At 35.8% G+C, this 13,486-nt stretch carries 16 protein-coding genes; 10 read left to right on the top strand and 6 right to left on the bottom strand.

Annotated features, from left to right (window positions below):
- Together Q0L68_RS09350 and Q0L68_RS09345 are read right to left on the bottom strand one after the other, a co-directional pair.
- A partial coding sequence (locus Q0L68_RS09350; protein WP_296702084.1) for a DUF4221 family protein occupies positions 1-357 on the bottom strand: 357 nt, incomplete at its 3' end.
- A 103-nt stretch (positions 358-460) separates the two neighbouring features.
- Entirely contained in the window at positions 461-763 is a 303-nt protein-coding gene (locus Q0L68_RS09345; RefSeq protein ID WP_296702081.1) for a DUF4286 family protein, read from the bottom strand.
- 111 nt (positions 764-874) lie between these two features.
- Between Q0L68_RS09345 and Q0L68_RS09340 the strand changes: the two genes are divergently transcribed.
- The 10 genes from Q0L68_RS09340 to Q0L68_RS09295 all read left to right on the top strand — a co-directional run bounded on the left by Q0L68_RS09340 (position 875) and on the right by Q0L68_RS09295 (position 10,754).
- On the top strand, positions 875-1,543 hold the full coding sequence (locus Q0L68_RS09340) for a carotenoid biosynthesis protein (protein ID WP_296702079.1): 669 nt from the start codon (positions 875-877) through the stop codon (positions 1,541-1,543).
- A gap of 52 nt (positions 1,544-1,595) precedes the next feature.
- Positions 1,596-2,042, top strand: a complete 447-nt coding sequence (locus Q0L68_RS09335; RefSeq protein ID WP_296702076.1) for a sterol desaturase family protein — start codon at positions 1,596-1,598, stop codon at positions 2,040-2,042.
- Positions 2,039-2,935, top strand: coding sequence for a MerR family transcriptional regulator (locus tag Q0L68_RS09330; RefSeq protein WP_296702075.1), 897 nt, complete (start codon positions 2,039-2,041; stop codon positions 2,933-2,935). Before Q0L68_RS09335 ends, Q0L68_RS09330 begins: the two co-directional genes overlap by 4 nt.
- Positions 2,936-3,128: 193 nt before the next feature.
- Positions 3,129-3,641, top strand: coding sequence for an RNA polymerase sigma factor (locus Q0L68_RS09325; RefSeq protein ID WP_296702073.1), 513 nt, complete (start codon positions 3,129-3,131; stop codon positions 3,639-3,641).
- A gap of 4 nt (positions 3,642-3,645) precedes the next feature.
- The gene (crtI, locus tag Q0L68_RS09320; RefSeq protein ID WP_296702065.1) at positions 3,646-5,124 is read left to right on the top strand and encodes an NAD(P)/FAD-dependent oxidoreductase; all 1,479 of its coding nucleotides are present in this window, start codon (positions 3,646-3,648) and stop codon (positions 5,122-5,124) included.
- A gap of 24 nt (positions 5,125-5,148) precedes the next feature.
- Entirely contained in the window at positions 5,149-5,991 is an 843-nt protein-coding gene (locus Q0L68_RS09315; protein WP_296702088.1) for a phytoene/squalene synthase family protein, read from the top strand.
- A gap of 1 nt (position 5,992) precedes the next feature.
- A complete protein-coding gene (locus Q0L68_RS09310) occupies positions 5,993-6,700 on the top strand; it encodes a lycopene cyclase domain-containing protein (RefSeq protein ID WP_296702062.1) in 708 nt (235 codons plus the stop codon).
- A gap of 6 nt (positions 6,701-6,706) precedes the next feature.
- Complete coding sequence (locus Q0L68_RS09305; RefSeq protein WP_296702059.1) at positions 6,707-7,552, top strand: 4-hydroxy-3-methylbut-2-enyl diphosphate reductase; 846 nt, start codon at positions 6,707-6,709, stop codon at positions 7,550-7,552.
- 23 nt (positions 7,553-7,575) lie between these two features.
- On the top strand, positions 7,576-8,301 hold the full coding sequence (locus Q0L68_RS09300; protein WP_296702086.1) for a fatty acid desaturase: 726 nt from the start codon (positions 7,576-7,578) through the stop codon (positions 8,299-8,301).
- A gap of 50 nt (positions 8,302-8,351) precedes the next feature.
- On the top strand, positions 8,352-10,754 hold the full coding sequence (locus tag Q0L68_RS09295) for a TonB-dependent receptor (protein WP_296702054.1): 2,403 nt from the start codon (positions 8,352-8,354) through the stop codon (positions 10,752-10,754).
- Positions 10,755-10,758: 4 nt separating this feature from the next.
- Here the strand turns inward: Q0L68_RS09295 and Q0L68_RS09290 are convergent, their stop codons facing one another.
- From Q0L68_RS09290 to Q0L68_RS09275, 4 genes are all read right to left on the bottom strand, one after another.
- Complete coding sequence (locus tag Q0L68_RS09290) at positions 10,759-11,211, bottom strand: DUF1905 domain-containing protein (protein ID WP_296702049.1); 453 nt, start codon at positions 11,209-11,211, stop codon at positions 10,759-10,761.
- Positions 11,212-11,243: 32 nt separating this feature from the next.
- Complete coding sequence (locus Q0L68_RS09285) at positions 11,244-11,696, bottom strand: outer membrane insertion C- signal (protein ID WP_296702046.1); 453 nt, start codon at positions 11,694-11,696, stop codon at positions 11,244-11,246.
- A gap of 59 nt (positions 11,697-11,755) precedes the next feature.
- Positions 11,756-12,439: an aquaporin Z gene (gene aqpZ, locus Q0L68_RS09280; protein WP_296702043.1), complete on the bottom strand. Its 684-nt coding sequence runs from the start codon at positions 12,437-12,439 to the stop codon at positions 11,756-11,758.
- A gap of 182 nt (positions 12,440-12,621) precedes the next feature.
- Positions 12,622-13,486: GNAT family N-acetyltransferase (locus Q0L68_RS09275; RefSeq protein ID WP_296702041.1), on the bottom strand; the 865-nt coding region annotated here is incomplete at its 5' end.

Raw genomic sequence — 13,486 nt, 5'->3', positions numbered from 1 at the left:
AAACTCCTCTCCTGGTAAATAACGGGATTTAGAGATGTAATTTGCACCTACACCGTTTGGCCCCTCTTTTTCGAAGGGAATCTGTTCCTCCAGGATCAATTTATCCAGATTGATTTTATTCATCTGGGCGGTTACCTCATCAAATAGATAAAAATAGGTTTTGGATTCATCTAATGAACCGTTTCGCACCCCCTGCGAGAGATTGATTATTTCCTCTCCTGGGTTTACTACCAAAGTATCTATAGTAAAGGTTAGATTTTCGAGAAGGTTTTCCGATTGGGAAGATTCTGATTCCCTATTAGACTGGCAGGAAATCATGCTCAAAAGTAATACAGAGCCGTAAAGAAGTCTTTTCATAAAAATAGCTTGAACTATAAAACTAAAAGACTCAGTTGAAAAATCAATGCCTCAAATGTTAAAGAATTAAAAAATGCGTTAATTAATTATTTTTTCGTTAGGCCTAGATTGTTTCCAGTAAAGTTCTAAATGCTAAGGCTTTTTCGCCATACCTTGCCTGCGTTTCATAGCGGAGTGCATGCGCAAAACGACCTTCATATTCGATTAGCTTTTGAGTGTTTTCAGCGTAGAACTGGACACTAAAATTGGTCACGTTATCATCTGGACTGTTTAGTAGTCTGAAAAATTTATGTTCTAGAAAAAGTCCGGTCGCGAAAATTTCCGGGATGTGGGTCTCTTTCATCCACTGGACAAAATCCTCTTCAATTTCGATGGAAACGGTAAATGTGATGTTGTATAGTATCATATCGGGGGATTTTGACTGGAATTTCGTTTGTTTGTAAACAGATTTTGGTTTTCAAAGTTAGGAATCCCAAAGCTAAAAACTGAATTTACTCTTAGCAAAGCTCTCGATTTTATGCATAAAGTTGCCCAAGCTCCACCCGAAGCCAAGGATAAGCGTTTACTTATCGCAAAAATTATTGTGGTGGCCTTGTATCTTGTTGGAGCAATTGGACTATCGATTCCAGAATACAGACCTTTTTTTCAATCCTTAACTCCCGCCCAATTATTAGTAACACTCGTTTTGGTTCTTTTTTTCCATAGAGGCTGGACAGACTTATTTCCTATTTTTGGAGCACTTGCTTTTTGGATTGGTTTTGGCTCCGAGTTGATCGGTATTCATACAGGCTATCTTTATGGAGATTACGTGTATGGACCAACACTAGGCCCGAAACTTTGGGAAGTACCATTAGTCATTGGGGTCAATTGGTTTATTTTGGTTTACTTAACTGGCTCGATTTTTTCTAGGAGTATTCCAAATGATTATTATGCCGCATTTATGGGGGCTACTGCTATGACTGCTTTTGATTATGTGATGGAGCCAGTCGCCTCTGCGTTGGATATGTGGTATTGGAAATTTGATATCATCCCATTCGAAAACTATTTGGGATGGTTTGGAGTTTCATTCTTGATTCATTTGCTGTATCGAAAAATAAATTTTGAAAAGTTTAACCCTTTAGCGACTTTTCTCTTAATTTCTATGATTCTTTTCTTTGCTGTTTTAAACTTCACGTTGGATATCTAACGTTTTAAAAAGTAGTTTAGAACAATTAAGAAGCTTTAAAGTTGTCTTTAAAATGATTCTAGCGATTTGTTTCACCGTTTTAGGTTTTGCTCTGATGGAACTCTCTGGATGGGCCATTCATAAGTATTTGATGCATGGACCGCTTTGGATGATTCATAAAACACATCATCAACCGAATAAATATGCGTTTGAATTGAATGACCTTTTTTCATTGCTTTTTGGAAGTATCGCTTTGATTTTGATCTTCCTTGGCGTTGATAGATTGGATTATCGGTTTTGGCTTGGAGTAGGAATCAGTTTATATGGAATGTTGTATTTCATTCTTCATGATGTTTTGATTCACAGAAGAATGAAATGGTTTCAAAAACCAAATAATGCTTTTTTGAGAGGCATTTTTAAGGCCCATCAGGCTCATCATCGTACGAATAAAAAAGACGATGCGGTTTCTTTTGGTTTGTTTGTCGTACCTAGGGAATATTTTAAAGAGGAGAAAAAGTGAGCACGTATTCAATAAAGGACTTAGAGCAATTATCGGGAATTAAAGCACATACACTCCGTATCTGGGAGCAAAGGTATGATTTGTTAAAACCGAAAAGAACGGAATCCAACATCAGGTATTACGATGATGATGATTTAAAATTAATTCTTAATATCTCCTTATTATATGATAATGGATTTAAGATAAGCAAGATCGCGTCGATGCCGAGTGAATCCATAAGAGCAGAGGTAATGAATCTTACCGATAGATCTTTAACCCATGACGATCAGGTACATGCGTTGACTATCTGTATGATTGAGATGGATGAGGATAGATTTGATAAAATCCTCACAACAAATATTATAAAAATCGGATTTGAGCAAACCATGCTCAATATCATATATCCTTTCCTTTCTAAAATTGGGTTGCTTTGGCAGACAGGAGCTGTAAACCCGGCCCAAGAACATTTTATTTCTAATCTTGTTCGTCAAAAGTTAATCGTAGCGATAGACGGACAAATTTCAAGTGGTACTGGGAAAAAATTCTTGTTGTTTTTACCTGAAGGAGAACTACATGAAATATCCTTACTTTTTGCGACTTATTTAATCAAGAGCAAAGGTCATAAAGTTATCTATTTGGGGCAGAGCACTCCATTTAAAGACGTGGAGGTTGTTTATAATCTATTAGAACCAGATTTTATCTTAACGGTGATGACTACCTTACCTGGAGGGAAAACCGCCCAAGAATATATTGATTTACTTTCTGAAAAATTTATTAAGTCTGAAATTTACGTTTCGGGGTATCAAGTTGTTGGACAAGATTTGACTATGGGTCCCAATGTCCGTCAATTTACCTACATAAGAGATATTAAAGATGTTTTGGAAGAAATGGAGCAGGTCTTAATAGAGAAATAGTTTATCAAAATCGTAAATAAGTTAAACAAAAGCATTTCTTAGGAAATGTTTTTTTATGCCTAAAATCGTCCTTTAATGGCTTAAAATCTACCGTTTATCTATTTTTGTTTAATTAAATAGAAAATACCTTAAACAAAAGTTTGGAATTCTGTTTAAAGAATACTATGTTTGATTAAACAAAAATCAATTAGCCATGACGACTCTAGAATTCAGTTACTCTTTGAACAACCTTTCAAGTTCTCTGAAACCATTTGCTATGAAATTGACGAGAGACATTGATGATGCAAATGATTTACTTCAGGACACAATGGTAAAAGCATTTACCAACAGAGATAAATTTGCGGAAGGAACTAATCTTAAAGCATGGCTTTATACTATAATGAAAAATACCTTCATCACCAATTATCAAAAAATGGTGAGAAGAGGGACTTTCGTAGATACTACAGATAACCTTCACTATATAAATTCCAGCAATATTCAAATTGAGAATGGAGTATTCGGAAATTTGGCAATCGATGATATTTATGAATCTATTGAAAAATTAGATGACGTTTTCAAGACTCCCTTCTTAATGCATTACAGAGGATTTAAATATCATGAAATTGCTGAAAAATTACAGATACCTATTGGAACTGTGAAGAATAGAATTCATATTGCCCGTAAGCAGCTCAAAGAAGATTTGATGGTTTACAAGCATAAAAATTGATTCTATGTCCCAGAAACATGCGGTAGTGATAGGTTCGGGTTTTGCCGGACTTTCTGCAGCTACGCATTTGGCATCAAAAAATTTCAGGGTCACATTAGTTGAAAAGAATGAATCCCCGGGTGGAAGAGCTAGAAAGTTCAATCATCAGGGGTTTGTTTTTGATATGGGGCCAAGTTGGTATTGGATGCCGGATGTTTTTGAAAAGTATTTTGCAGCTTTTGATAAAAAGCCTTCTGATTATTACGATCTGATTCGACTTGATCCGTCTTATGCCGTGATTTATGGCGAACATGACCTGCTTGATATTCCGGCTAATTTGGATGAATTCAAGCAAATGCTTGAAAAAATTGAACCAGGATCTGCTATTCAATTAGATAAATTTCTTGAGCAGGCAGCCTATAAATATCAAGTGGGTATACATGATCTGGTCACGAAACCAAGTAGATCACTTTTCGAGTTCACTTCTCCGTCTTTGCTGGCTGATATGCTACGAATGGATATTTTTCAATCTATGGCAAAGCATGTACGCAAGTTTTTTAAATCTGAAAAAATCATCCGATTGATGGAGTTTCCTGTTTTATTTCTAGGGGAAACAGCCGAAAATATTCCTGCTTTGTATAGTCTTATGAACTACGCGGATATCGCCTTGGGCACTTGGTATCCAAAAAAAGGAATGCATGAAATCATCAAAGGAATGGTTAGCCTTGCAGAAGAAAAGGGAGTGAATTTTTTATATAATTCGGAAGTTGAAGAAATTGAGATTGAAAATGGAAAAGCTAAAAGAGTAAGGCTTATTTCCGGTGATAAGATTGAGGCGGATGTTGTAATTGCAGGGGCAGATTATCATCATGTGGATAAACATTTAATAAATCCAAAATACAGTAACTATTCAGAAGATTATTGGGATAAGCGAGTTATGGCCCCATCAAGTCTGTTGTTTTACCTAGGGATAAATAAGCGGGTAAAAAATCTTCGACATCATAATTTATTTTTTGATGAACCACTTGGCCCCCACGCCGATGCAATTTATACAAACCCCAGATGGCCGGAAAAGCCATTGTTTTATGCCTCAGTTCCATCGATTACAGATAGCACAGTTGCACCAGAAGGGATGGAAAATATGTTTTTACTAATTCCTCTTGCTCCTGACTTGGAGGATTCTGAGGAATTGAGAGAAAAATATTTTCATATAATCATGGATCGACTTGAGAAAATAACTGACCAGGAAATAAGATCACATATCATTTTCAAAAGGTCCTATGCTCATAGCGATTTTAAAAGTGACTATCATGCTTATAAAGGCAATGCCTATGGTTTGGCCAATACATTAACACAAACTGCAATTTTGAAACCTTCTTTAAAAAACAAGAAAGTTTCTAACTTGTATTATACAGGACAATTAACAGTTCCAGGGCCAGGTGTACCTCCATCCTTGATTTCGGGACAGGTAGTTGCCAATGAAGTAATAAAGGAAAATAATTAGTGAATAATCCATATATTAAACGTGATGAACCCAAGAGAGCTATTTGATCAAACAACATTTGAGTGTAGCAAACTGATCACACAGCGATACAGTACGAGCTTTACTTTGGGAATAAAAACTCTTGATCATAAATTTCATATGCCTATCTATGCTATTTATGGCTTTGTGCGGTATGCAGATGAAATTGTTGATACTTTTCATGATCAGGACAAGGTGGAATTATTAGCTAGATTTAAAAAAGACACCTTTGAATCCATTGAGGCAGGTATTTCCCTAAATCCAGTTTTGCATGCATTTCAGATAATTGTCAATAAGTATAAAATTGATCATGATTTGATTGAAGCTTTTCTCCATAGTATGGAGATGGATCTTGACTTCAAAACCTATGATGATAGTAAATATCATGAATACATTTATGGTTCAGCAGAAGTGGTAGGTTTAATGTGTTTGAAGGTTTTTTGCGAAGGTGATGAGGCCGAATATGAAAGGTTGAAAGGACCAGCCTGTAAATTGGGAGCGGCCTTTCAAAAAGTCAATTTTCTAAGAGATATAAAGAGTGATTATGAGGAAAGGGGGAGAGTATATTTTCCCGGAGTTGACTTCAATCATTTCGATAAGATTATAAAAAAACATATTGAAGAGGATATCCAAAAGGATTTTGATGATTCATTAATTGGAATTGAGCAATTACCAGAGGGAGCGAAACTTGGGGTAAAAGTTGCTTATCTGTATTATCAAAAGCTATTTGATAAGATCAAAGGATTGCCTGCAGAGACGATTACCCAGACGAGAATTAGAATTCCCAATTCCAAGAAAATTTCACTCTTGATAGGAACTTATTTTGTCAACAAATTGGGAATCTCATAAGATGGAAAAGTATTTATACTTAGGTGTTAATATTTTTGCGATTTCATTCCCCTTGGTTCGATCTTTTGAGCCAAAAATTAAGTTTGCAACCAAATGGAGGGCATTATTCCCAGCAATTTTTATTACGGGTGCTTTCTTTCTGATCTGGGATCATTGGTTTACTGTAATGGGTATTTGGGAATTCAACTCACGATATATTTTAGGTGTATATCTGTTTGAACTGCCATTGGAGGAATGGCTCTTTTTCTTTACCGTGCCATTTGCCTGCATCTTCATATATGAGGTTCTTATATATTTCTTTCCTGGTGATCCTCTGAAAGATTTTGGGAAGCCTTTTGTATATGTGATGGTACCGCTTCTTATTGGATTTGGATTGATGCATTTGGATAAGTGGTACACTTCAGTTAACTTTTTTATAGGAGCTATTGCATTAATGGTCCATTTTCTGGTTTTTAACGACAAGTATTTAGGAAAATTCTTGTTTGCATATTTAGTCCATTTAATCCCCTTTATTCTTTGTAATGGGGTATTAACAGGAGGGCTTACCGATGAGCCGGTAGTGATTTATAATAATTCGGAAAACCTTGGAATTCGAATATGGACAGTTCCAGTGGAGGATACCATTTATTCGATGACGTTATTGTTGATGAATGTTTCTTTCTTTGAAAAATTTAGAAGCCACCAAACAATTCAATCTGTTGAAAGTTAAAAGGCTATGAAAAACCTAGAAGTACATATTGATGATCACTCGGGCTTTTGCTTCGGTGTCGTCTATGCCATTGAAATGGCAGAAGAAATCCTTGATGAACAAGGATATTTGTATTGTTTGGGGGACATCGTTCATAATGATGAAGAAGTAAATAGACTAACCCAAAAAGGTTTGAAGATTATCAATCATGAGGAGCTGCAAACCTTAGAGGATCAAAAAGTTTTAATTAGAGCTCATGGAGAGCCTCCTTCTACCTACGAGTTGGCTATAAAAAATAATCTTACCTTAATTGATGCAAGTTGCCCTGTTGTTTTGAAGCTGCAAAACAGAATAAAAAATTCGTTTGATAAGGACGAGACGATCTATATTTATGGGAAACATGGTCACGCAGAAGTAATAGGGCTTTTAGGTCAGACTAGCAATAAAGCGGTAGTTTTTCAAGATATATCAGAATTGGACCTTGCTACCTTGCCAAAAAATATCACCCTTTATAGTCAGACTACAAAAAGCACGGATAAATTTTATGAAATCAATGAGATTTTAAAAAATAATGGAATTTCTGTCAATACAAATGATACAATCTGCAGACAGGTATCTAATAGAGATAAAGAGCTGAGAGCATTTGCAGAACGTTTTGATAAAATCATCTTTGTAAGCGGAACTAAATCATCCAACGGAAAAGTTTTATACAATGTCTGTAAAGAGAAAAACCCCAATACATTTTTTGTATCAAATGCAGAACAGATAGAATCAGATTGGTTTAACGATAATGAAACAATCGGTATTTGTGGAGCTACTTCGACTCCCATGTGGCTGATGGAACAAGTTCGAGAGAAAGTCTTGGCTTTTTGAAAGAACTCAACGTGCTTGCAGAAATGAATGCAGGAAAATTCACATCTTCAAAATCTAAAATTGACCCAAAAGGAATACTGATTGCTTTTGGGATTATTGGTATCTGGTTTATTTTTCTCGTGTATTTGTTGGGAATCGAAATAAACTGGAGAAATCCTCTGATATATTTTGGAATACTCATACAGATGCACCTTTATACAGGTTTATTTATTACAGCCCATGATGCCATGCATGGTTTGGTTTCATCCAATAAAATTGTAAACAATGGAATTGGTGTTCTTGCCGCACTTTTGTTTTCATACAACTTCTATTGGAAATTGTTTCCAAAACACCATGAACATCACCGATTTGTGGCATCAGATAAGGATCCGGATTATCATCATTCTGATAACTTTTTCTTGTGGTATTTTAGTTTTATTAAACAATATCTGAGTATCTGGCAAATTTTATTAATGGCTATTACTTTCAATATTTTGAAGTTGTATTTGCCGGTAGAGAACCTGATAGTTTTCTGGATGTTGCCTGCAATACTTTCTACCTTGCAGCTTTTTTATTTTGGCACTTATTTACCGCACAGAGGCGAAAGTGAGAATGTTCACCACTCAAAAACGCAATCAAAAAACCATCTGTGGGCTTTTATTTCCTGTTATTTTTTTGGTTACCACTATGAGCATCATGATTCGCCTGGGACGCCTTGGTGGAGACTATGGAGGGAAAAAGAAAAATTTAATGTAAAAACTGGAAATTAGATTAAACTTTTTTCAGCTAAAACTAATTTCGTTTTAGAACCCATACACTAATGAAAAAACGAGTACTTACAATCCTCCTAATTTTGATTTCTTTGACAGGTTTCTCACAGGGAATTATTCGAGGAAAAATAACAAATCCAAATAATGGCCAACCTGTTGCTTTTGCAAATGTACTGGTATTAAATACCGATTTTGGAGCTATTTCAGATGAAGATGGTTTTTATGAAATCGGAAATATTCCGGCAGGCCTTTATAATATAAGAGCCAGTTTTGTGGGTTATAAAACAGAAACCAAATTTGAAGTAAGAGTAAACTTAGCAAAAGCTGTCCAACTTGATTTTGAACTTCAGGAAGATGCATCAGAATTAAGTGAGGTAGTGGTTAGCTCAGAATTTTCAAGATCGGAAGAAACCCCGCTTTCTGTTAGGAAACTTAATAGTAATGAAATAGAAAGGTATCCGGGTGGAAACAGAGATATTTCTATTGTAATTCAAGCTCTGCCAGGCGTAGCAAGCACTCCGAGTTTTAGGAATGACATATTGATCAGAGGTGGTGCTCCCAATGAAAATAAATTTTTTGTAGATGAAATAGAAGTACCGGTAATAAACCATTTTTCGACCCAGGGATCTTCAGGAGGTCCTGTAGGGATTCTAAACGTGAACTTGATAAAGAATGTAGACTTGATTGCTGGAGGCTTTCCCTCAAATCGAATGGATGCATTAAGTTCTATTTTCGAAATTCAATTGAAGGATGGAAATAGGGAGAATATGCAAACTCAAATGACTTTAGGAGCATCCGAATTAACGCTTTCTAATGAAGGTCCAATTGGAGAAAATACAACTTATTTACTCTCTGCGAGAAGGTCTTATTTGCAAGGCTTGTTTAAAGTCCTGGGATTACCTTTTTTACCGACATTTAATGATTTTCAATTAAAAACTAAAACCAAACTTAACGATAAAACAGAGCTGACTTTTTTAGGAGTTGGAGCAATTGATCAGTTTGTTCTCAATGAAGAAATTCCTGATGGGGAAACTGGAGAAGAACTTGAGAATCGTCTTTATTTATTGGATGTCTTACCCGTGCAAAGCCAGTGGAATTATACGACTGGTTTAAAACTAAAAAGATTTAGAGAAAATGGATTCTGGACGTTTGTTCTAAGCCGAAATATGCTGAATAACGAAGCAGAGAAATATTTCAATAATGAAGAAAGCCCAGAGTCAAATCTTCTTTACCGTTATTTATCTCAAGAATCCGAAAATAAATTTAGAGCTGAAAACAGCATATTTGGATCTGGATATTCAATAAAATATGGAGTTAGTTATGAATATTCAAGGTATTATATCAAGAATTTTGATAGGTCTGCATTAGCAAATACAGGCGAAGTGATTGATGTAGAATCAACATCTAATTTCAACGAATACGGGGCCTTTATTTCCGGAACCAAATATTCCAAAGACGAAAGATTATTACTTTCGGGAGGCATCAGAATGGACGGTTCTGATTTTGGTAATACGGCCTCTAACCCATTCAATCAATTGAGTCCTAGAATTTCCGCCTCCTATCAATTGAAGCCTAATCTTTTTGCCACTGCAAATGCAGGTATTTATTATCAAAAACCACCTTATACCGTCCTTGGCTATCGTGATAATTCCGGTCAATTGGTAAATCAAGATTCTGATGTAAGATATATTCAGAATAGCCAATTAATTGCAGGCTTAGAATTTTTGGTCCCTGAAAAAAACAGGAGATTTACGATGGAGGCTTTTTATAAGAAATATAAAAATTATCCTTCCTCAGTCAGAAATGGAATAGCATTGGCAAATTTGGGAGCAGACTTTGGAGTAATAGGTAACGAGGAGGTTGTTTCCAATGCAAATGGAAGAGCTTATGGCTTGGAGTTTTTGGCACAACAAAGGCTTTTCAATGATTTTTATGGAATAGCGTCTTTGACTCTGGTAAGAAGTGAATTTACGAATCCCAATACCGAAGGATTTATTCCTTCATCCTGGGACAATAAGGTAATTGTAAGTTTGACGGCTGGGAAAAGATTTAACAAAAACTGGGAAGTAGGCATGCGATGGAGGTATCTAGGAGGCACTCCATATACTCCATATGATGTAGAAGAATCCTCATTAATCAGCAATTGGGATCTTCGCGGTCAACCCATTTTTGATTATTCTCAGATAAATGAATTCAGATTAAGCGCTTTCCATCAATTGGATCTTAGGGTAGATAAAAAATATTATTTTCCTAAGTGGAGCTTAAATTGGTATGTGGATATTCAAAACCTATATAATTACCAAGCGGAGCAACCGCCTTTATTAGTTCCCATAAGAGACGATTCAGGTGATATCTTGGTTAATCCAAATGATCCAACTCGCTATCAACTGAAATTCATTGAAAATACTGCGGGAACTTTACTTCCAACAGTTGGAATTATTATTGAATTTTAATGGATCAATTTAAGGATTTTAAAAGCTTGAGAATCCTATTGGATTTTAGATCGACATCTTCAACAGAATAAATATATTCTATCCAATCTTTCTGTTCAATCTTTGGTAGCTGATTAAATAATTCAAACTTTCCAGGATCATCTTTTAAACAATCAATTAGTTCCTGAGGAAGCTTTTCAGGTATCTCATCCCTATAAAATTGGATTTCCACCACGTCTCCCTCTTCTTTTCCGATTGCTTTTCGAATAGGCTTTGCTACTGGCAGGAAAACATACCCATTTCCCATGGGCATTAAATGTTTCCCTTCAAAAGTGTAGGAGTCGATTGAGCCAGAAACTTTCATCATCCCAAAAGCTTTGCTTGATTTGATTAAATCTCCCGAGAGCTTAATATAAGTCCAGCCTCCTTTTCCTGAGAATCTTTCTAATATAAATTTTCCTTTAGCTATAAGTTGCATAAAAAAAGCAGGCTAAAAGCCTGCTCTAAATATTATTGAACTTTACTGAATCTCCATCGAATGTTCAGACCAAAGACGTCTGCAAAGAAGTCTGTGTCTTCCACAATTCTGAAAGTTGGTCTCCAATCAGCTCCAATGACAATCGGAACTTCTTCAAAGGCATATTCAATTCCGATTTCACCAGCAACCCCCAAAGAGAAGGGATCATCAATATACAAAGATGGACCTACCCCTAAATACCAATTGAAATCACTAGCTCCTACTGGTCTATAGATTGGGTTCCACAAAAGATCAATTCCAACTCCCGATCCAAAGCTGACATCTCCATGGATTCTACTGAACTCTCCAATAGCAAAAACTCCATCTATTGCAACATTATTACCGCCAAACTGACCAAAACGAATACCGAGTTCTTGCGCATTACTTTCCATCGTAGCAGCTAGTCCAAAGAACACTACCAAGGATAGAATTTTAAGATACTTCATAAATATTAATAATTAGGTAAAAGATAAAATAGTCTACAAATATTTAAATTTTTTCCAATTTACTCATTAGGAGATAAAAATTTATATACAATTCCTGCTAAAATTGCTCCAATTATAGGGGCCACCCAAAACAACCATAATTGTTGTAAGTAGATTCCTCCGGCAAAAATGGCTTGGCTCGTACTTCTTGCAGGATTGACAGAAGTATTTGTAACTGGAATTGAAATCAAATGAATTAACACAAGAGCTAAGCCTATCGCCAAACCTCCAAAACCAGCAGGAGCTTTCGGATGCGTGGCACCTAAAATTACTATCAGAAAAAAGAAGGTCATTACTATTTCTGTAATTAGCGCAGAGCTCATTGAATAGCCTCCAGGGGATGCTTCTCCAAAACCATTCGATGCAAACCCTCCCAACTCTACTCCAGCCTTGCCAGTTGCAATGCTATATAAAATAGCTGCACCAGCTAACCCACCTAAAACCTGGGAAATAATATAGGGCACTAAATCTTTGCTATCAAATCTTCCCCCTATCCATAAGCCAATTGAGACAGCGGGATTTAAATGACAACCACTGATATGACCAATGGCATAAGCCATAGTGACAACAGTAAGACCGAAGGCAAAAGCAACGCCTACAAATCCAATTCCCAATTCCGGAAATGCTGCTGCTAATACAGCGCTACCGCAACCGCCAAGGACAAGCCAAAGCGTACCAATAAATTCTGCTACAAGTTTTTTCATTTAGATATAAGGTTAAATGGTGTGTATTTTAAAGGAATTTAAAAATTAAATTTGTAACCTCCTCATAAAATATCTCTCTAATTTGTAGTATCAGCAGAATAATTATTGTGATCTCAAGCTAGTTTAAGTGATTTAGCCAAAAAAAGGTGTTTTATGATTGAAAAGTCTGTTCTTATTCCAGATTAGTTATTTGTTTTGCCCAGTAGTTTTCCGATCAGTGCTTTATTTTTTTGGACCCAAGGCAATAGTTTCCTAAAGGCAAAGAATTGAAGAGGTTTTTCAACCCAATAGCGCGTTTCAGTAAGAGCTACGACATTGCCTCCAAATCCTTCTTTAAATTTTACAACTCCTTCGCTCCCTCCCATGGATATATCATAGAAGTCATATCCCTTTTTTATGCCTAATTGAATCACCTGATCCTGAAGGTAATGGCCGACCATTTTATCTTTTTGCTCTCTTAGTGTAGCCCCCATGATATAATGAAGTTTATTTCCAACATCAAAAATAATTAAGGCGCCTTTGAGCTCACCCTCATTAAAACAACATGGAATAATACATTGATCTTTATTTACCATTTGAATTAAGGTATTGCCAAATGCATCCCATGTTCTAACAGAGTATCCTTGACTTTCTGCATTTAGCTCGATCAATTCATATGCTTTTTTTATTTCATCTTCTGTTTGTGCAAACTTTAATTCATTTCCCATCCTTCCGGATTTATTTACATCTCTTCGAGTCGAAGTTTTGTAATTAGCTCGTACCTTTTCATATGAATTATCTTCTTTGGGAAATAAATCTATAGCCCGAAAAGCAGTTACACCAGTCACATATTTGAAAATCATTCCTTTTTTTTCTGTAGAAAAAAGTTTGTCAACAGACTCAAAAGGCAAAAAATGAGTAGGGTAATGATTTGTTTCTCCTTGTTCTGCAGGTAAGGAAAGTTGCGAAAGAAAAACTTTCTTTCTCTTTGAATGATTTTTAAATTCCTCTGTTAGATCCTTTAAGATATTCTCACTCCCTGATTTTACAATAGGTCCATACGGTGCG

Origin of the sequence: Algoriphagus sp. (assembly GCF_024642405.1) — a bacterium.
Taxonomy (GTDB): Bacteria; Bacteroidota; Bacteroidia; order Cytophagales; family Cyclobacteriaceae; genus Algoriphagus.
The sequence above is the reverse complement of the archived record's forward strand: the minus strand, read 5'-3'. Positions and strand labels throughout refer to the sequence as shown.

Bases quoted from the DNA above. Each gene is read 5' to 3' on its own strand.
- Q0L68_RS09345 (WP_296702081.1), bottom strand. From the start codon at position 763: ATGATACTATACAACATCACATTTACCGTTTCCATCGAAATTGAAGAG.
- Q0L68_RS09340 (WP_296702079.1), top strand. From the start codon at position 875: ATGCATAAAGTTGCCCAAGCTCCACCCGAAGCCAAGGATAAGCGTTTA.
- Q0L68_RS09335 (WP_296702076.1), top strand. From the start codon at position 1,596: ATGATTCTAGCGATTTGTTTCACCGTTTTAGGTTTTGCTCTGATGGAA.
- Q0L68_RS09325 (WP_296702073.1), top strand. From the start codon at position 3,129: ATGACGACTCTAGAATTCAGTTACTCTTTGAACAACCTTTCAAGTTCT.
- crtI (WP_296702065.1), top strand. From the start codon at position 3,646: ATGTCCCAGAAACATGCGGTAGTGATAGGTTCGGGTTTTGCCGGACTT.
- Q0L68_RS09315 (WP_296702088.1), top strand. From the start codon at position 5,149: ATGAACCCAAGAGAGCTATTTGATCAAACAACATTTGAGTGTAGCAAA.
- Q0L68_RS09310 (WP_296702062.1), top strand. From the start codon at position 5,993: ATGGAAAAGTATTTATACTTAGGTGTTAATATTTTTGCGATTTCATTC.
- Q0L68_RS09305 (WP_296702059.1), top strand. From the start codon at position 6,707: ATGAAAAACCTAGAAGTACATATTGATGATCACTCGGGCTTTTGCTTC.
- Q0L68_RS09300 (WP_296702086.1), top strand. From the start codon at position 7,576: ATGAATGCAGGAAAATTCACATCTTCAAAATCTAAAATTGACCCAAAA.
- Q0L68_RS09295 (WP_296702054.1), top strand. From the start codon at position 8,352: ATGAAAAAACGAGTACTTACAATCCTCCTAATTTTGATTTCTTTGACA.
- Q0L68_RS09290 (WP_296702049.1), bottom strand. From the start codon at position 11,211: ATGCAACTTATAGCTAAAGGAAAATTTATATTAGAAAGATTCTCAGGA.
- Q0L68_RS09285 (WP_296702046.1), bottom strand. From the start codon at position 11,696: ATGAAGTATCTTAAAATTCTATCCTTGGTAGTGTTCTTTGGACTAGCT.
- aqpZ (WP_296702043.1), bottom strand. From the start codon at position 12,439: ATGAAAAAACTTGTAGCAGAATTTATTGGTACGCTTTGGCTTGTCCTT.